Annotated in this window: 14 protein-coding genes; 13 read left to right on the forward strand and 1 reads right to left on the reverse strand. The window is 45.5% G+C overall.

The window, feature by feature from the left end; genetic code table 11:
• Positions 1–72: 72 nt before the first annotated feature.
• The 13 genes from EDI28_RS06865 to EDI28_RS06925 all read left to right on the forward strand — a co-directional run bounded on the left by EDI28_RS06865 (position 73) and on the right by EDI28_RS06925 (position 18,501).
• Positions 73–510 (forward strand): acyl-CoA thioesterase, encoded by a 438-nt coding sequence (locus tag EDI28_RS06865; RefSeq protein WP_128783115.1) that lies wholly within the window; start codon positions 73–75, stop codon positions 508–510.
• The gene (locus tag EDI28_RS06870; protein WP_128783116.1) at positions 494–1,192 is read left to right on the forward strand and encodes a LolA family protein; all 699 of its coding nucleotides are present in this window, start codon (positions 494–496) and stop codon (positions 1,190–1,192) included. Before EDI28_RS06865 ends, EDI28_RS06870 begins: the two co-directional genes overlap by 17 nt.
• On the forward strand, positions 1,176–3,623 hold the full coding sequence (locus EDI28_RS06875) for an MMPL family transporter (RefSeq protein ID WP_128783117.1): 2,448 nt from the start codon (positions 1,176–1,178) through the stop codon (positions 3,621–3,623). Before EDI28_RS06870 ends, EDI28_RS06875 begins: the two co-directional genes overlap by 17 nt.
• Before the next feature lie 38 nt (positions 3,624–3,661).
• On the forward strand, positions 3,662–4,297 hold the full coding sequence (locus EDI28_RS06880; RefSeq protein ID WP_128783529.1) for a DUF3261 domain-containing protein: 636 nt from the start codon (positions 3,662–3,664) through the stop codon (positions 4,295–4,297).
• Positions 4,298–4,370: 73 nt separating this feature from the next.
• Positions 4,371–5,636, forward strand: a complete 1,266-nt coding sequence (locus EDI28_RS06885; RefSeq protein WP_128783118.1) for a beta-ketoacyl-[acyl-carrier-protein] synthase family protein — start codon at positions 4,371–4,373, stop codon at positions 5,634–5,636.
• Positions 5,629–6,108 carry a hotdog family protein gene (locus EDI28_RS06890; protein ID WP_128783119.1) on the forward strand — a complete coding sequence of 160 codons (480 nt, stop codon included), beginning with the start codon at positions 5,629–5,631 and terminating at the stop codon, positions 6,106–6,108. Before EDI28_RS06885 ends, EDI28_RS06890 begins: the two co-directional genes overlap by 8 nt.
• Positions 6,105–6,830 carry a 3-ketoacyl-ACP reductase FabG2 gene (locus EDI28_RS06895; RefSeq protein WP_128783120.1) on the forward strand — a complete coding sequence of 242 codons (726 nt, stop codon included), beginning with the start codon at positions 6,105–6,107 and terminating at the stop codon, positions 6,828–6,830. Before EDI28_RS06890 ends, EDI28_RS06895 begins: the two co-directional genes overlap by 4 nt.
• On the forward strand, positions 6,827–8,059 hold the full coding sequence (locus EDI28_RS06900) for a beta-ketoacyl-ACP synthase (protein WP_128783121.1): 1,233 nt from the start codon (positions 6,827–6,829) through the stop codon (positions 8,057–8,059). Before EDI28_RS06895 ends, EDI28_RS06900 begins: the two co-directional genes overlap by 4 nt.
• Positions 8,060–9,616: 1,557 nt before the next feature.
• The gene (locus tag EDI28_RS06905) at positions 9,617–10,636 is read left to right on the forward strand and encodes a porin (RefSeq protein WP_128783122.1); all 1,020 of its coding nucleotides are present in this window, start codon (positions 9,617–9,619) and stop codon (positions 10,634–10,636) included.
• Between the two features lie 73 nt (positions 10,637–10,709).
• Positions 10,710–12,377 (forward strand): bifunctional UDP-sugar hydrolase/5'-nucleotidase UshA, encoded by a 1,668-nt coding sequence (gene ushA / locus EDI28_RS06910; RefSeq protein ID WP_199287386.1) that lies wholly within the window; start codon positions 10,710–10,712, stop codon positions 12,375–12,377.
• A gap of 52 nt (positions 12,378–12,429) precedes the next feature.
• A complete protein-coding gene (locus tag EDI28_RS06915; protein WP_128783124.1) occupies positions 12,430–15,702 on the forward strand; it encodes an ExeM/NucH family extracellular endonuclease in 3,273 nt (1,090 codons plus the stop codon).
• Between the two features lie 59 nt (positions 15,703–15,761).
• Positions 15,762–16,643: an endonuclease I family protein gene (locus tag EDI28_RS06920; protein WP_128783125.1), complete on the forward strand. Its 882-nt coding sequence runs from the start codon at positions 15,762–15,764 to the stop codon at positions 16,641–16,643.
• Between the two features lie 649 nt (positions 16,644–17,292).
• A complete protein-coding gene (locus tag EDI28_RS06925) occupies positions 17,293–18,501 on the forward strand; it encodes a serine hydrolase domain-containing protein (protein WP_128783126.1) in 1,209 nt (402 codons plus the stop codon).
• 24 nt (positions 18,502–18,525) lie between these two features.
• On the opposite strand, the gene EDI28_RS06930 is transcribed toward EDI28_RS06925, so the two are convergent.
• Positions 18,526–19,104, reverse strand: a complete 579-nt coding sequence (locus EDI28_RS06930; protein ID WP_128783127.1) for a TetR/AcrR family transcriptional regulator — start codon at positions 19,102–19,104, stop codon at positions 18,526–18,528.
• Between the last annotated feature and the right edge of the window lie 71 nt (positions 19,105–19,175).

The following is a 19,175-nucleotide window of genomic DNA, read 5'->3' on the forward strand; positions in this document are numbered from 1 at the left end:
TCATGAGTCGATCCTGTTTACGGCGCCTAAAGCGATGCAGGATCGCAATTTTTATCCAAGGTGGATCGATTAATGACCGAACAACCTCGACCATTACGTACCGAGGTCACCATGGTGACCTCGTTTCAAGATGCCGATCCTATGGGTGTGGTATATCACGGTAACTACTTCCGCTTCTTTGAAGAGGCACGCCGTATCTTGATGGAAAAGATCGACTACAGTTATCACGCCATGATGGCGTCAGGCTACATGTGGCCGATCATTGATACCCGCGTGAAATACGTCAAACCAATCCCGTACAACCATGCGATTCGCATTTCCGCGACCTTAACAGAATGGGAAAACCGACTTCGTGTAGATTACGTGATTTATGATGCGAAAACCGAGCAACGTATGACCAAAGCCCACACCATGCAGGTGGCCGTTGGGATAGAAGACCAAGAAATGTGTTTTGTTTCGCCGAAAGTATTCACCGACAAAGTGGAGGCATGGCATGCAGGTAACGCCTAACACAACAGAACAAGTAACTACGTCAACATTAAAGCCAGTGAAAAAACGTCGCTTAATCAATACATTCAACGCTGCCTTGGCTTTATGTTGCATACTTGGCTTCGGCGGTTTGACTACAACCGCACAGGCTATTACGCTGCCGGAATTACAACAGACATTGTCATCACAACCTTTGGTTCGTGGCGATTTCGCGCAAACCCGCAAGATGGAAATGTTCGATGCGCCATTAACCTCACAAGGTCACTTTCTGTTAGCTGAGCAACACGGATTATTATGGCAACAAGCGACGCCGTTCCCGGTATCACTGGTGCTGACCAAAGACAAATTGAGTCAGCAGTTCGGCGATCAGGCTGCACAGGTAATGTCAGCCAGTGACAATCCAATGGTGTTCTATTTCAGCCATATCTTCCTGTCACTTTTCAAGGGCGATACCCGCCAATTGACCGAGCAGTTTAACCTCACCTTGAGTGACAAATCGGACGGTCGTTGGCAACTGCTGTTAACGCCGAAAGCAGCACCGTTGAATGCCGTCTTCAAAGCCATCGCTCTTGACGGTAAAACCTTCATTGATCACCTGATCCTGACCGAAGTGCGTGGAGACCAAACCACCATCACGTTCAGTAATCAGCGTACCACTCCCTCCGATCTGACGGCAGAAGAACAACGTGCTTTCCAATTCTAAACTGGGCCTTATGTGGCTGTGTACCATGCTGATGCTGGCGGGCATCTTGGGTTACCAACTGACCGCCAACGAACAGCTGCCGATCGAAACTAATATATTGGCTTTGCTGCCGGAAAACCGCCAAGACCCTATAGCTCAAGAAGCCTTTGATCATGTTGCCAATAGCATGAGCAACAAGGTCATCTTCTTGATCGGTGCACCAGCATCTGCTGATCAAAACAAGTACGATGATAAAGAGGAGAAAGGTAAGCCAGCACTGACGCTCGCCGCTCAACAATTTACCCAATCCTTAAACACGCTAGGCATGTTCAGCGAGGTCACCGGCCCTATTAGCCAAAGTGCCCAGCAAGCATGGGGCGAGCTGTATTTCCCGAAACGCCACCAGCTGCTGACCGCTGAACAACAAATCCGATTACGTGACGCGCCTGCACAGCAGGTTCAGCAGGTGGTTCAAGCTGTCTACAACCCTTTCTCAGGCGTCACAGGTACTGAATTGGCCAATGACCCTTTCCTACTGTTCCGTGACTTTTTATCGCAGTTAACCCGCCAAGCAGGCAATTTCACCCTGAAGGACGGCTTTTTAACCACGAAATATCAAGGCAAGACCTACGCATTGATCACGGCCGAGTTGAATGATTCCGCCTACAGTTTTACGTTACAAAAACAGCTGCCTGCATTGACCGAACTAGAGCACCAACTCGCAAGCCAGTACGACGTTGAAGTACTTCATACCGGCGTCATTTTCTATGCGGCATATGGGACCGACAGTGCAAAAAGTGAAATCAGTACCATCGGACTAGGCTCTCTTGTCGGCATCATTGTACTGTTACTAGCGGTATACCGCAGCCCATTGCCTCTTGCCCTGGCACTGCTCTCGATTGGTTGCGGCCTATTGGCTGCTTTTGTGTTTACCATCGCCCTCTTTGGCAAAGTGCATCTATTCAGTTTGGTGTTTGGTGCCAGCTTGATCGGCGTCTCAATTGACTACGCGTTCCATTACCTGACCGATCGATTATCCGCTGGTAAATCCTGGGATGCTCGTGCCGGGCTCAAGCACATTTTTACCGCCATCACGCTGGGGTTGATCACCAGTTTAATCGGCTATTTAGGAATGTTGATTGCGCCGTTTCCAGGCTTGCAGCAATTGTCGCTATTTTCAGCCATCGGTCTCTCTGCCGCTTACGGTACCGTGGTGTGTTGGTACCCGATTTTAGCGAAAGTACCGAGCAAGCCGCGCGCGCTGCCATTACGTCAGCCGATGACACAATGGCTCACGATCTGGCAGCACCGTGGCGTGCGCTTCGCCTTTCCAACGGTGCTTGTGTTAGCTTCAGCAACTGGGTTGTATCACGCCCAGTACAACGATGATATTCGTCAGCTTCAAGCATTACCGACACAATTGAAACAACAAGAAGACACGATCAAAACCATTACAGGTGTCAGCAGCAGCCAGCAAATATTGCTGGTAACAGCAGGCGATGAGCAGACGTTGTTAAGTCAGTTGCAACGCGTCAGCCAACAGCTCGACATATACCGCAAGCAAGGTGTGCTCGATGGCTTTCAAAGCTTAAGCCAATACTTACTGCCTGCGGATGTGCAAGCCGCCAACTTCACAGTAGTAAAAGGCCTCTATCAACAGCAAGGTGCGGAATTAAGTCAGCGTTTACAACTATCCACGCCTGTCCATTGGGAAGCAACCTTCAGTCCGCTGACACCGGATGTATTCTTGGCCTCGCCCGCCTCCAGGCACTTACGTTTTCTGTGGCTCGGACAGCTACACGGCACACAAGCGGCGATCGTAATGTTGAATGGCGTGTCACAACCCGGCGTGCTGAAAATGTTCGCGACTCGTGATGCCAACCTGAGTTACTTGGACAAAGCAGATGAAGTATCTGCCCTATTTGGCGAATACCGTATACGCGTCACTGAATTGCTGATTGCAGCAACCTTGGCAATTGGCGCATTATTGGCATGGCGTTACGGTTTCAAGAAAAGTCTGTTGCTAATTCTGCCACCGGTGATCGCCGGTTGTGCAGGGATTGCCGTGACCACGTTAACCGGCGTGCCATTGAACTTGTTTAACTTGCTCGCCTTAGTTTTGATTTTGGGCATTGGCATTGATTACACGTTATTCTTTGCGGAGCAGAGTCACAGCGATACATCGGCGAGTGAAACGATCAACGCCGACCATGCACAGAGCACCTTGTTAGCCATCAGTTTATCGGCTGCAACAACCTTATTGTCGTTTGGTTTACTGGCCCTGAGTGATACCCAAGCGATCCACAGTTTTGGCATTACTGTTCTAATCGGTATTTTGGTGGCCTGGTTATTGGCACCACTTTCTATGTCGATATCGCGCCCCCGTAAAAACACACAGCCGCAAACAGCATCACATGCGACCGCATCGATTCAGCAAGAGGAACAGGCATGAGTCATAGCTTTACCCAACACCGTACCATGTGGTGGTCAATGAAAGCGGCCCTACTCGGGGCCAGTTTGATCACCATAGCAGGCTGCAGCTTGACTCCCGTGCAACAAGCCAATCAGGTCAGTATTGCACCCAATACTTTTGTTACCTTGCCCACACCAGCGGATTTAGGCCAGACGCTATCAGCCAGCCAGCTGATTACTGCGCAATGGCCTGCATCACCAGGAAAAGAGACAAAGGGCAGCGCGGATAAGCACGGTAGTCAACCGCAAAACCAGCAACAATTGCCGGTACAGCTGCAAGTCGACAGTGGCAAGGTTGCACTTGCCGGATTCTCATCGTGGGGCTCGCGCATTCTCAGCCTGACTTATGAAAACAATGCTATTGAAGCCAGCGTACTACCGGGGTTGGGTGACACTTTGCCCAAGCCCGAACAAGTGCTATTTAATTTGATGATCACCTTGTGGCCATTGGATGCCTGGCAGGGCCCGCTGTCACAGGTAGGATGGCAACTAGTTGAAATCCAGCAACACCGCCAGCTAATAGATAATCACGGTACGGTTGTCGCCGACATCCGATATCAGGCAGCCGATCGCTTAACTGGAGATATTGTCTTTATTAACCATCAACTTGGTTACACCATCATCATCAAGACATTGCAGTACTCACACACCTGATAGTTGGAAAACCAACTGATCTTGTGCCCAAGTAAAACCTTAAACCACGCGTTTTATCGCGATAATGATAACAATGACCAACAACCAGACTGACACAACACGCCAAGCGTTATCCGCCTCACCCATTTATATCCACGGGTGCGGATTTCACTCGGCGTTAGGAAAGTGTCATAACGACATTCATGCCCATTTACAGCAAGGCAAGTCACCCGACATGGTGCCGGTATCAGGCTACCTGAATGACGGGAAGGATACCGTGATCGGTAAGGTCGCTGCTAAACTGCCCCCTATAGCGTCACGCTACCAGCACCAAGATACCTCAAACAATCGGTTGGCATTATCTGCCTTGCTTGATATTGCACCACATATAGAACATGCCGTTAAAAAATATGGTGCAGACCGTACAGCTGTGATTGTGGGCACCAGCACCTCCGGTATTTCGGATGGTGAACGCGCGTTACTCGCTAATGAGCGGGACGGGCACTTCCCAGGTGACTACCATTATTATCAGCAAGAAATTGGCAATACCGCGGAGTTCATTGCCGACTATTTTTCGTTGACGGGCCCAACCTACACACTATCGACGGCCTGTTCATCCAGTGGTCGTGTTTTTCTATCGGCTAAACGTTTATTGAAGGCCGGTATCGTCGATGCAGTGATCGTTGGTGGCGTCGATACTCTTTGCAAATTGACATTAAACGGTTTCCACTGTTTAGACGCACTCTCGCAGACAATGTGTAACCCTTTTAGCCAAAACCGGAACGGCATCAATATCGGTGAAGCCGCAGCCTTTATGTTGCTGTCTTTGTCTCCACAAGACAAAAAAGAAGTATCCACACCTACTCATGCTCCGGCCCACCCGCCTATCGCTTTGTTGGGTGCGGGTGATAGCTCAGACGCCCACCATATCTCAGCACCACACCCGGAAGGGATTGGTGCTGAAGCTGCAATGCGCAAAGCGCTAGACGATGCGAGTCTCATACCTGATGACATTGGCTACGTCAATGCCCATGGCACCGCAACTCAGTTGAACGATGCCATGGAAGCAAAAGCCATTCATCGAGTATTCGGTAGTCAAACCCCGGTGAGCTCGACCAAGCCGTTTACTGGCCACACCTTGGGGGCAGCAAGTGCGGTAGAAGCAGCGATTTGCTGGCACATACTGCATTATGGTATTGATCTACCCATGCAGGTCAATGACGGTCACATTGCCGAAAATTTGGCACCGATCAATTTGGTGACGCCACATCAAACACTGACCAAGTCAGCGATATTAAGTAATTCTTTTGCCTTTGGTGGCAACAACATTAGTCTGATTTTTGGATATGCACATGACTAAGATTCCACACCTTCATCAATTACTTCCCCACGACACACCCATGGTACTGGTCGATGAACTGATCGACGTTGGAGAAGAACATATCCACTGCCAAGTCACCGTTCGCGAAGACTGTATTTTTTTCAATGCGCATTCCCGTGCAATTCCTGGGTATGTCGGCATTGAATTTATGGCCCAATCCGTAGCCGGATGGTCGGGGTACCATTCATGGTTGCAAGACCAGCCGTCTCCGATCGGTTTTTTATTGGGTTGCCGTCGCTACCAAGCAGAATGCAGTGCTTTTTCTGAAGGCGATACCCTCGACATTTTTGCCGAGCGCCTGATGGAAAGTAATGGCATGGCCGTGTTTAGCTGTCGTATTGAACATCAAGGACAGCTGCTCGCCACCAGCCAATTGAATGCATTTGTACCATCACAAGAAAAATTAGATCAAATGATTGGTCATTCTCAAGATAATAGGACTACTTCATGATACGACACGTATTAGTGACAGGCGCAAGCAAAGGCATTGGACGTGCGATTGCCATTCAGCTTGCAAAAGATGGGTTTACCATTGCGGTTCACTACATGAGTGACAAAGCCGGTGCTGAGGCGACCTTAGCCGAGATTGAACGCGTGGGCGGTACCGCTCGCATACTTCAGTTTGATATCAGTGACCGTGCCCAGTGTCGCGACCAATTGGAAAGCGATATTGCCGAACATGGTGCGTATTATGGTGTAGTCAGCAATGCCGGCATCACCCGTGACACCGCCTTTCCTGCCATGACAGAAGCTGAGTGGGACGGCGTGATCCACACCAACCTCGATAGTTTTTATAATGTACTGCACCCGTGTGTAATGCCAATGGTGCGAAAACGCAAAGGCGGTCGAATTGTAACCTTAGCATCGGTATCAGGCATCACCGGTAACCGAGGACAAACCAACTACAGTGCGGCGAAAGCCGGTGTGATTGGTGCCACAAAATCGTTAGCCTTAGAGCTGGCCAAACGGAAGATCACCGTGAACTGCGTGGCCCCGGGCCTGATTGATACCGGCATGGTCGATGAACATGTCAAAGAACATGCCTTGCCGCAAGTACCGCTTCGCCGCATGGGTGAGCCAGAAGAAGTCGCCGGACTTGTTAGCTACCTAATGTCCGACATAGCATCTTATGTAACACGCCAAGTAATTTCAGTGAATGGAGGCCTAGTATGAGCCATCGTGTCGTTATCACTGGTATGTCAGGAGTTACCGCTTTCGGTAATGACTGGCAAACCGTCGAGCCAAAATTACGTGCCTGCGAAAATGCCACTATTTACATGGCTGATTACGAGCAATACGACGGCTTGAACACCAAGCTGGCGGCACCGATCGAAAACTTCACGCTACCGAAGCATTACACCCGTAAGAAGATCCGTTCGATGGGGCGCGTATCAAAACTCTCGACATTCGCGACTGAAAATGCCCTGCTGCAAAGTGGCCTGATCGATAATGAGGTACTCACCAACGGCCAAACAGGTATCGCCTACGGTTCTTCAACTGGCAGTACCCCAGCCGTTGGTGCATTTGGTGTGATGTTGAACGAAAAAAGCACTCGAGCTATTACGGCAACCACCTATGTACAAATGATGCCGCACACCACGGCCGTGAACGTCGGGTTGTTCTTTGGGCTGCGAGGTCGGGTGATCCCAACCAGCAGCGCCTGTACATCAGGCAGCCAAGCAATCGGTTATGCCTATGAAGCAATCAAACACGGCTACCAAACCGTAATGGTCGCTGGAGGGGCAGAAGAGCTGTGTCCGACTGAGTCAGCTGTTTTCGATACTTTATTTGCAACAAGCCTAAAAAACAACGCCCCGAAATCGACCCCTCGTCCATACGACACTGATCGTGATGGCTTGGTGATTGGCGAGGGTGCAGGCACCTTAGTTTTGGAAGAGTATGAGCATGCCATCGCACGTGGCGCCACAATTCACGCAGAATTGGTCGGCTTTGCCAGTAACTGCGATGCGGCCCATGTGACACAACCGCAAACGGAAACCATGCAATTATGTATGGAGATGGCGTTAAAAGACGCAAACTTATCACCTGATGCTATTGATTATATTTCTGCGCATGGAACAGCAACAGAAAAAGGTGATATTGCGGAAAGTAACGCTACCGCGAACATATTTGGTGATAACGCCCCGATTAGTTCGCTCAAGAGCTACTTCGGTCATACATTGGGGGCATGTGGTGCCATCGAAGCCTGGCTAAGCTTAGAAATGATGCGCTCTGGTTGGTTTAGCCCAACTCTCAACCTTGATAACATTGATGAACGTTGCGGGGCCTTGGACTACATCCGTGGTGAAGGTCGTAACTTAGATTGTCAGTACATAATGAGCAATAACTTTGCCTTTGGGGGTATCAACACCTCATTGATTTTCAAACGCTGGCAAGACTAACAACATTCCCTATGTTCCCTGAGCACCACGCTCAGGGAGCCATTTCTGCAACGCATTATCCCACGGCTTCACTCTCTGTTTTATCCCCCCCCCTCTCAGCTGTTCATTAACGCCCGTAATGGGACATAGACTCTGCTGCTCATGCTGTAACAACGCTCTAGAGCCCAAGAGAGCGCCTAACCTAAAACAAATATGCATCTCGTTCATTCAAATAAATGCTTATGGGATAAATATCACATCACTTTTACTTAACCCTCAGCGAAACACGTTAAATGTCATATTTGCACGCAAAAACTTACAGCGATGTACAATTATTTTGAGAGCTATTACATGCTGTTACATTGAAAGTAATAAACAACTTGCATTCACACATTGGATATTACTAGGCAACTAAGTATAGCTAAAACAATTGATAACTAAGTAATTAGCTATCGCTAAGCAACTAATATCACTATCAGCAAAACTCTACATACATCACAAAAATGAAGCAAGTTACATATCGGTACAATCAGTTTGTGTGAGCTGATATGTGTACATATTATCCCTCAACTATACTAGAGTATATACTCAATAAGTGTTTTGCCCTGATAATCCTGTATTTTCAGGATTTAGTAAAAACACATGGTTTGGTTAATAATATTCATTATCATAATTTACGGTAAAAAACAGACAACTAATAATTATTCACCAAATGTCTAAACACAAACTAAGAATAAATTAAATAAAGAGTAAGTAAAACCGAATTCAAATCAAATTGCATTTGATAATTAAAAATTACAAATTGATAAATAAACAAACTAAATAAAATTAACTTTTCAAATATACAAATCTCACATTAATTATTGCCATTTATTACACGCCGACTATTTAAACATTCAAGCAAATACAAATTTAAAAAATAATAATTAAAACAAATTTAACCATAAGTTATTTCATCAAAATATTAGTTTTGTTGAATTATAGTGTACAAAGTGTTTTTTGTGACACGCACATCAATATCAACAGCTCTTAACCAATAGAATAAAATCAAGCCAAATCATTGACACAACCACGCAAAACCAATAAAAACAACAGCTTACATAAAATGGAAATAACAAAAACGAAGAGTGACCTCACACCAGACAAAGTTTAATCAATATTTAAAGCCCCTTCATTCCAAATTATCAATTGCGTTATATGAAAAAGCATGTAGTTTAATAAAGACATATCTCGCGCAATAAATTGTGCATTCAGATATCACTGCAAAACTTGCTAATTGTTGAATCCTGTTCCATTTGAACAGTCTTAAAATCAATTTTTGCCCTGCCTGTTCGGCAGGGTTTTTTTTGTCATACCGAAAAGTAAAAATCCAGAATTCGACCTGAACACTATAAACCAAACACTGATAAATATTATTTAATCCGAAATTTCGCCATTTAGTGCAATCGTTTGCTTGAGCTTTGCGTCACGAATTTTGAAAGCAAATATGCACTTTTAACGAAATAACTTGTACGTCATTTCTCAAATGATTAATGTTTTTGCCGCGAAACATACACAATCTTTTACAAGGATTTTATAATGAAAAAAACAATTATAGCAGTGGCATTGACTTCCCTTATCTCTGGCGCAGCCCAAGCAGCAACAGTCTACAAAGCTGACAACGGCGACAACGTTAAAGTGTACGGCGGTGCGGAAGTTGGCGGTACTTTTGTGTCTGATACTGACAAAACTACTTTTGGCCCAGATACAACTTTTGTTGATGACTCTTTTGCTACTATCGGTCTTAAAGGCCAAACTGGCGACTTCTACGCGAAATTCGAGCTTGATGGCGAGCGCACTGACTGGACTAAAGATAACAACATGCGCATCGTTATCGATAAAGCGTATGTTGGTTACAACGTAACAAAAGGCCATTCAATCGAATTCGGTCGTACCGATACTGCATACGATCACGTTGATGCATTCGGCGACGTAACCAACGAACTAGGTCTTAGCATCTCTGAAGCGGGTGACCAGGACAGCACCATCAAGTACCGCGGCAAGTTCGGTAACGTGAAAGTGGGTATCTCTCATTCGCTAGAAGGCTGGGATGGCACAACAAAGGCTGATGGTCACCCAAAGGAATACAGCTACGAAACAGATTCACTATTTGGCCAAGTAACTAACGGTTACATCGGCTACTACGGTGAAACGTTCACTGTTATTGCTGGTGCTGAAGAAGGCGACGAAACATCTATCTACTCACTGCACGGTGAAGTAGAACTAGGCAAAATCACTCTTGCCGGCCTTGTATTCGATGAAACCAAGAACTTTGACAGAGGTTCCGATACAAACGAAGTGGGTGTGAACCTGGGTGGTAAGTACGCAATGACAGAGAAACTAAACCTGCTTGCTAACGTTAACTACTCTGACTCAGATGCATTTGCTGATGAAGCATACTTTGGTGTTGTTGGTGCTGAGTACCGCTACGCATCAAACGTAAAACTGGCTGCTGAAGTTGCATTTGGTGACGTGCTTAAAGGTGCTAAGGATGCAAACAAGAAGAAGACAACTGAATCAGGTGCTTTAGCCTACCTAATGGCTTACTACTGGTTCTAATTTAACCCGATACAACAAGAGAGCTAATCTTTCGTCCCTTGATTAGCTCTCTATCTTTTCTTCCCCCCTTCTTATGAGGCATCTCATGAAAAAAATCGTTTTATCGGCTCTCGCACTTGCAGTTGCTACCGGATGCACAGCCCAAAATTCTTCTGTCCAAGAGCCATCACATGAATGGGTTCAAGATCAGGAATATAACCTAACCATTCTTCATACCAATGATAACCATGGCAACTTCTGGCAAAACAAATACGGCGAACGCGGTATGGCAGCTCGCGCCACACTGATTAAGCAAATTCGATCAGAAGTAGAAGGTGAAGGTGGTTCTGTTCTTCTTCTCTCTGGTGGTGATATCAACACCGGCGTTCCTGAGTCAGATCTTCAAGATGCAGAGCCAGATTTCATTGGTATGAACATGCTAGGTTACGATGCAATGGCCGTCGGTAACCACGAGTTTGATAACCCGCTTGATGTGTTGGCAAAACAAGAAGGATGGGCTGAATTTCCATTCCTTGCCGCTAACATCTACAAAGACGGCGAACGTATGTTCGATGCTTACAAAGTCTTTGATAAACAAGGTATTAAAATCGCCGTTATCGGCCTGACGACTGAAGATACAGCGAAAATCGGTAACCCGGAATATGTCGGCGCTGTTGAGTTCAAAGATCCTAAAGAAGAAGCAAAGAAAGTTATCGCTGAGCTGAAAAGCAAGTACAACCCTGATGTGATCATTGCCGCTACCCATATGGGCCATTACCAAGATGGTCAGCACGGTTCAAATGCGGCAGGTGATGTGAAACTAGCCCGTTATTTGAACGAAGGCGATCTGGATATGATCGTTGGCGGTCACTCACAAGAGCCAGTCTGTATGGAAGGCGCAAACGAGTATGCCTCATTCAAAGCAGGCGATACCTGTAAGCCAGATGTACAAAATGGCACCACAATTGTTCAGGCACACGAGTGGGGCAAGTATGTGGGTCGTGCTGACTACACATTCAAAAACGGTGAGTTCACATTAAAGTCTTACGACTTAATCCCTGTTAACTTGAAGAAAAAAATCAAAGTTGACGGTAAAAAAGTTCGTGTCTTCATCCAAGATGAAATCTCCCAAGACGAAACCGTCTTCAACACACTGAAACCTTTCCAGGACAAAGGCCAGGAAGCACTAAGTGTGAAAATCGGTTCTTCAAACGGTGATCTTATCGGTGAACGTAAGATCGTTCGTAACAACCAGACAAACCTTGGTCGTCTAATCGCTACTGCTCATATGGAGCGCGCCAAAGCTGACTTCGGCGTAATGAACTCAGGTGGTGTGCGTGCTTCTATCGCAGGTGGTGATATCACCTATAAAGATGTTCTGACTGTACAGCCGTTCGGCAATATCGTGACTTATGTCGATATGACAGGTACCGAAATTCAGGACTACCTGGATGTTGTCGGTACGAAAACTAAAGATTCAGGTGCTTACGCTCAGTTCGCAGGTCTTACTATGACAGTCAATGGCGACACCGTTTCTGATGTTAAAATTAGCGGTAAAGCCCTGAACGAAAAAGAAACTTACCGTTTCACCATTCCTTCTTTCAACGCTGCTGGCGGTGACGGTTACCCGAACATCACTCAGCACCCTGCATTTGTAAACACAGGTTATGTTGACGCTGAAGTACTTAAAGATTTCATCGAATCTAAAGGTGCTGTTGACGTTACTGCATTCCAGCCAAATGGCGAAATTGTTTATAAGTAAGTATGGATTTATGCCCTGTTAAGGATAGCAGGGCTTCTTTAGGATAAAAATAATGAAAAAATCAATTCTAGCACTATCCATCGGTGCTGCTGTTTCATACGGTGCTCAGGCAAATATCATCATCTCTGAGACTACTGAAAGCTCCGGATTTAATAAAGCCATTGAAATTGCGAATACAGGTACTGATACAATTCCGCTAACAGGCTACTCATTAGTTAAAGCTTCTAACGGCGGAGGCTCTTGGGGTGAGCCTATTGATTTAAGTGCATATACGTTAGCACCTAACGAAACACTTGTTATTGTTCACAATAGTACGCAAGAAGGAAAAATATCTGATGAACTACTCGCTGCAGCAGACATCCGTGATGGCAGCGTTGCCAACTTCAACGGTGATGATGCTTTAGCACTACTAAAAAATGGCGTTGAACACGACGTCATGGGCAAGAAAGATGTACAAGAAAACTATAATAAAGATGTAACGTTACGCCGTGTAGATACAACGCCTTCTGCAGTATATGATGCGTCTAAGTTTTCTACTCATGATGGTAGCGATCACAGCAATTTTGGTAAATTCAGTAACGAACCTACGCCTCCCCCTGTAGCAACACCATCAACAATTCAGGAAATTCAAGGCCAGAGCTGGTCATCAACAATTGATGGTATTGATGTACCAAACAAAGTTTATGAATCAGCGAGTTACCACGAAGTAACAGGCGTTGTCACCGCTATTCAAAAAACAGCACTAGGAAGTGATCTTAAAGTCGGTTTCTTCATGCAGGCCCCAAGTGATAGTGACGCACTAACTTCCGACGGTATCTTTGTTGAAACAAGCAATATCTCAGATCTTTCTGTCGGTTCTGCTGTTACCGTTGTTGCAAAAGTTAAAGAAGACTACGGCTGGACAAAGCTTGTTAAAGTTGACTCTGTAAAAGTGACAGGCTCAGAAACAGCGCCAGCAGCAACGACTCTACGTGTTCTTGATTCAGACAAAGAAGACTTTGATTTCACACTAGAACGCCACGAAGGCATGTTGATTCAATTCAACAAAGACTCTGACATGCGTGTCAGCCGTACCTTCGGCTTCGACTATGGTCCGAAACGCAACAACATGGTGGTTTCTAATGGTCAGGTGAACCTGCATCCAAACCAAAATAATGCACCTGTTGTTCATGACAGAACAATCGATACTGCCCCAGAAAGACAAACCGACTGCAACAAAGACAAGCGTATTATTGTTGAGTCTTTCGAAGCTGTTACAAAAGGTACTCACATTCCTTGGTATCCAGACTTTGGTAAAGAAAGTGCAGTACCAATGCCAGATGGCAGCACAACTTCTGATGATTACGTTCGTATCGGTGATGTTCTTGACGGCTTCGAGGGCGTAGTAAGTTATTCCTACGGCGAATACCGCTTCTATGTCACCAACACAGTGACAAAAGATAACTTCGCTCGTGAAAGCTCCGAGCGCACACAAGCACCAGTACTAAAGGAAGGCGGAAACCTTCGTGTGGCTACCTTCAACGTTCTGAACTACTTCAACTCACCGTTTGGTGGCGACTGTAACCCAACAGACCCAAGCGATAGAGACTCTGTTTCAGGGGGAAGCTGCAGTAATCGTGGAGCAGCATCAGAACAAGAGTTTCAGTTACAGGGCGATAAAATTGCTCGAGCAATTATTGCAGTCAATGCTGACATCGTCGGTCTGATGGAAATCGAAAACAACGGCTTTGGTGAAAAGTCTGCTGTTGCACACTTAGTTGCCAAAATTAATAACCTCATTGATGATGAAAAAGATCACTACTCGTACGTTGCCGATAAAGATGGCAGTCAATACGTCGGTTCTGATGCGATTGCCAGTCAGGTTATCTTCAAAGAAAGCAAAGTTTCTCTAGATACTTATCGTCTAATTGAAATGCCAGAACAACATGCACCTAAAACTGACGGTGAAAGCGGAGATAACTATCAACGTGATACCATCACGCCAACATTCAAAATCAACGGAACAGAAGAAAAAATTACTGTCGCTGTTAACCACCTAAAATCAAAAGGGTCTAAATGTTGGGAAGACGCTGCACCTGTCGCCGAAGGCGGTCAGGCTGGTAAAGACCCTGACAAACAAGGTTCTTGTGAAAACTTCCGTGTATCAGCGGCTTTCCACCTAGGTCAAGAGCTAAGCAAGATCGATGGTTCCAAGCTAATTCTTGGTGACTTAAATTCTTACGGTAACGAAGATCCAATCATGGTTCTGACTAACCGCGATAACGCACCTCAAGATCATGTAATCAAATCTGCACGTAATACGTATATTGGTGGTGATAAAGACGTACTGGGAACACCGCTACACGGTGATGAGGGTGCTGTAATTACCGATTCTTATGGTTATGTTAACATTGTTCGTCAGCTTCACCCTGATTCATACAGCTACTCCTACAACGATGAAGTTGGCACACTCGACTACATCCTTGTTACGCCAGAGCTTGTGGGTAAAGTAATCGATGCAACCGACTGGAACATCAACGCTGGCGAATCGACTCTATTCCAATATGCAGATAAAAATAACTGTCTGGATGGCGAGTGCTCAACACGATTCAAAGATATGTACCGTGCTTCGGATCACGATCCAGCGATTGTTGTTCTTAACTTCGACGGTTCCGTTGTTCCACCACTAGACCCATGTGATGATCCAAATGATGACTCATGTGTGCCTTGGACTCCAATTGGCCCAAGCGATCCTATTGACCCACTAGACCCATGTGATGATCCAAATGACGACTCATGTGTGCCTTGGACTCCAATTGGCCCAAGCGATCCTATTGACCCAACAGAACCACCGGTTGAAATTACTCCACCATCTAATCCAGTAAATCCGCCAGCAGATTTGCCTGAGATTCCATCTGCACCTGTTGTTGGCGAACCGATTAAGGTTATGTTCGACTTAACAAATATCAATGGCACCCAGCTTCATGCCGGTGACAAAGCTGTACTGAACATCGCCAAGATCAGCGCGTTCAAAGCGGCTGTTGCAGGGGCTGATACCAACACAGTGATTCTAACAAAAGCAATCATTGAGCAAGGCTGGGTCGAGCTTGAAGGTGATATTTCTGAGGCCGGTGAATTCAAGATGACGAAACAAATCATCGATGGAGTAACAGGTCTGCCAACCTATACTTCTCCGGCAGAGACTATCAAAGTTGCCGAGAAAAACGATGACAAAACTCAGCCAGTTGATTCTAACCCTGGCCACAGCCACGGTGGTTCAACCGGTCTGTTCGGTCTATTGTCACTACTAGGTCTTGGTTTCTTCCGTCGCAAGATGAACAAATAACTCAAACCTAGCTAATCAAGGGAGGCTTTCAATGCCTCCCTTTTTTCTGAGACTAAGATATGAAAAAGACACTGCTCGCTATACTGACCCTCTCTTGTTTCAGCGCCAACGCAGCTTATGTTCAGGCTGATGACCCGCACGTTGTCGCACCGTTTTCTGTTACTTGTAAAACTAAGCAAGTGGCGCCACCGGTTAATCCGGGCGACATTAACAACCCAGACGGTTACTACAATTTAGCGCTGAACAAAACGGGTGACGAGCTAAAGAGTACGCTTAACATCATCATCTCGACCGGTATAGCCAAGCTTCCCTACTCTTCTTCTTCGTTTGATGTATGGGATGCATTAGATATTACCGATGAAGACCCTAACAACTCAGATAACGTTATTCTTATCTACACTGGGCGCTCACAAGCGAAAGGGCAAAAAACCGGACAGGGCAACCTCGGGCGTGATAACTGGAACCGAGAACACTCCTACCCTAAGTCCAATGGCGGCTTCAATGACAGAGGTGCTTATGGGTATACCGATATTCACCACCTTCGTCCATCCGACGAAAGCGTAAACTCAACGCGTGGTAACCTAGAATACGACTATAGCGATAAGCCTGTCGCCGAAGCACCTGAAAACCGCTACGACTCCGATTCATTTGAACCGCGCGACGCCGTAAAAGGTGATGTGGCGCGTATGATGTTCTACATGGCGACCCGCTATGAAGGCAAGGACAGTATCACGCCGGATTTGGAACTGGTACCAAGCATTTCCAACAATGGTACAGCTCTAGGTAATGTTTGCTCCTTGCTTCAGTGGAACCAGCTTGATCCTGTAGATGATTTTGAGTCAAACAGAAATACTAAAATCCAAAAGATTCAAGGAAATAGAAACCCATTCGTTGATAACCCTCAATGGGCAGACGAAATCTTTGCCAAGGATTGTAAATAACAAAAATAAAGGTCAACGCAAGTTGACCTTTATTTCATCATGCTACGCTATAGAAAAAGTACGAGATCAGATACGATCTGTATCTCTAATCATCTCTTTATCACGGTCTTGTCTATCAGCATACTCATCATCGACGGTCGGTTGATAAGAAAGCTCATCTGTGGAGCTGCACCCTAGTAATGTTAATCCGAACAGTAAAATTATTATTCTCATATCACATCCTTTTCTACCTATGGCAACATAATCCTAGTACATTAGTCTGATTTATCCACACAATAACCATCAACATAGAAACAAATACGGTTTTATATAATAAAATACAATTTATTATTTATTGAATAGATCATAAAAAGGAGGATACAGTGCTAATTAATTAATGACTTACTATTTTCAGACCGGGTGCATCCTTGCTAGCTACATTCTTTAATGCCTAATTATATCTATTTGTTTTTAGAGGCATTTAACTATACCCCTTTCACTATTCTTCGCTTTCACCCACAGACACAACAAGCCTCGCATAACTATTGCTTACTCAAAATGTTACCCTGTTATGATGATAGAGTTGGCAAATAAAACCGTATTCATTCGCCCTATTAATAAACGGAAGTATATCAACTGGCAACTGGCATATTTAACGAAGGAGGTAACCATGAAAAAGGTATTTGGCTCCGCCAGTATAATACTACTATTCATTTTCGGCGCTTCTATTTTTTATAAAACTGAACTGTTACAGCTCTATCATACTGTTAGATTATTCGACCATGATGTGGTCGTTGGGAACTTTTCCAACATGAAACGGCTGGCTCCCACAAAGACCATTGCACCTTCCGGTACCATTGACAAGCTCGGGCAACATCCCTTCCCTCTACCTCGGCACTTTACCTATAACAACCAGACAATTGACATGCAGCACTGGATTGAAGGCTCAAGTACTACCGCTCTGATCGTCTTGAAGGAAAACAACATTACCTTTGAAAAATACTACCAAGGCACCGATGAGTTTGACCAAAGGATCTCCTGGTCAATGGCCAAATCATTTCTCAGTGCTATTTTCGGCGTTGCTGTCGAAGAAGGACTCATTCCTGATTTAAGTGAACCCGTTACACAATACGTTCCCAGTTTAATCGGATCGGGCTACGACGGTGTAAGCATTAAAAATGTGCTGCAGATGTCCAGTGGTATTTATTTCAATGAAGACTATAGCGACTTTGGCAGTGATATTAACCGGATGGGACGACTCATGGCTTTTGGCGGTAGTTTTGATGAATTCGCAACCACACTGACTCGTGTTCGAGAACAAGGAACTTATATGTCGTATGTCAGTATGGATAGTCATGTCGTTGGTATGGTACTTCGGGCAGCGACGGGAATGAATATCGAAGACTATTTTGATGAAAAACTATGGTCAAAATTAAATACTGAACGCGAAGCTATCTATATCACCGACAGCACCGGAGAGCCGATGGTATTGGGAGGGTTAAACCTGATAAGCCGCGATTATCTTCGCCTGGGTAAACTCTATCGCGACGACGGCCGACTCGATAACGAACAAATTATTCCCGCCCGCTGGATTGAGGACAGTATAACGCCTGATGCTCCCCATTTGATGCCAGGAAAAAGAAACAGTGCCGATACCCATTGGGGATATGGCTATCAATGGTGGATACCTGAAAACGCCAATGAAGAGTTTCTGGCGATTGGAATATATGGCCAATATATTTATATCAATCGCCTAGCGAATGTCGTCATTGTTAAAAATAGCGCCGATCTCGAATTTATGGCCAACGGTTATGAAAGCATGGATTATGCTCTAGCCGCATTTAGGGTTATCGCTCATTCATTATCTGACAAGCCATAAGCACATCCAGCGGCCTTGTTGAATCTATGTGCAAATGTGCTCAAACAGCTGGTCGGCAAGGCTCTGAAGCGTACCTTCGGAAGGCTGGGTATGCGAAAACGTTCTAATCCCGTAGATCCCCATAACCAAAAATTGTGCCAACTGATGATGATCACGCTCTGACGATAGCTCATTGTCCTGCTGTGCTTGTTGGATTTTTGCTGCAATGGCTTCTTCCCACTGGTTAAGCATTTGGGTGATCACGTTTTCGACTTCGTCATCTTGCTTAGTAAGTTCAGTCAACGCCTTTTGTAACAAACAATCTTTGATTTCTTCTCGCTCGCACTCATCTACAACACTATCGAGATACCGTTTTAGCGCATCAAGACTTGATACTTCACCATCGAATAACGCCATAAATTCAGCTTGACGATCGGAGCGATATTGTTCAAGTGCAGCCAACAACAGTCCGCGCTTATTATCAAATGCACAATATATTGACCCTGGGTGTAATCCCGTGGCTTTCTTGAGATCTTGCATGCTGGTTTTACTATAGCCCTTGGCGATAAATGCAGCCATGGCAGCTCTTAATACATGCTCTCGGTCAAACTCAGCACTTCTCATCGGTAAACTCTTTCTAACAGCTCTATATTTCTCAATTCTACTGAATCTTGAGTGAACATTCAAAAAACAAC

Source organism: Photobacterium chitinilyticum, assembly GCF_004104355.1.
Taxonomy (GTDB): Bacteria; Pseudomonadota; Gammaproteobacteria; order Enterobacterales; family Vibrionaceae; genus Photobacterium; species Photobacterium chitinilyticum.

Excerpts from the sequence above, each read along its gene's own strand:
- EDI28_RS06920 (WP_128783125.1), top strand. The coding sequence starts at position 15,762 with ATGAAAAAGACACTGCTCGCTATACTGACCCTCTCTTGTTTCAGCGCC.
- EDI28_RS06905 (WP_128783122.1), top strand. The coding sequence starts at position 9,617 with ATGAAAAAAACAATTATAGCAGTGGCATTGACTTCCCTTATCTCTGGC.
- EDI28_RS06870 (WP_128783116.1), top strand. The coding sequence starts at position 494 with ATGCAGGTAACGCCTAACACAACAGAACAAGTAACTACGTCAACATTA.
- EDI28_RS06900 (WP_128783121.1), top strand. The coding sequence starts at position 6,827 with ATGAGCCATCGTGTCGTTATCACTGGTATGTCAGGAGTTACCGCTTTC.
- EDI28_RS06915 (WP_128783124.1), top strand. The coding sequence starts at position 12,430 with ATGAAAAAATCAATTCTAGCACTATCCATCGGTGCTGCTGTTTCATAC.
- EDI28_RS06880 (WP_128783529.1), top strand. The coding sequence starts at position 3,662 with ATGAAAGCGGCCCTACTCGGGGCCAGTTTGATCACCATAGCAGGCTGC.
- EDI28_RS06925 (WP_128783126.1), top strand. The coding sequence starts at position 17,293 with ATGAAAAAGGTATTTGGCTCCGCCAGTATAATACTACTATTCATTTTC.
- EDI28_RS06930 (WP_128783127.1), bottom strand. The coding sequence starts at position 19,104 with ATGAGAAGTGCTGAGTTTGACCGAGAGCATGTATTAAGAGCTGCCATG.
- EDI28_RS06885 (WP_128783118.1), top strand. The coding sequence starts at position 4,371 with ATGACCAACAACCAGACTGACACAACACGCCAAGCGTTATCCGCCTCA.
- EDI28_RS06895 (WP_128783120.1), top strand. The coding sequence starts at position 6,105 with ATGATACGACACGTATTAGTGACAGGCGCAAGCAAAGGCATTGGACGT.
- EDI28_RS06890 (WP_128783119.1), top strand. The coding sequence starts at position 5,629 with ATGACTAAGATTCCACACCTTCATCAATTACTTCCCCACGACACACCC.
- ushA (WP_199287386.1), top strand. The coding sequence starts at position 10,710 with ATGAGGCATCTCATGAAAAAAATCGTTTTATCGGCTCTCGCACTTGCA.
- EDI28_RS06865 (WP_128783115.1), top strand. The coding sequence starts at position 73 with ATGACCGAACAACCTCGACCATTACGTACCGAGGTCACCATGGTGACC.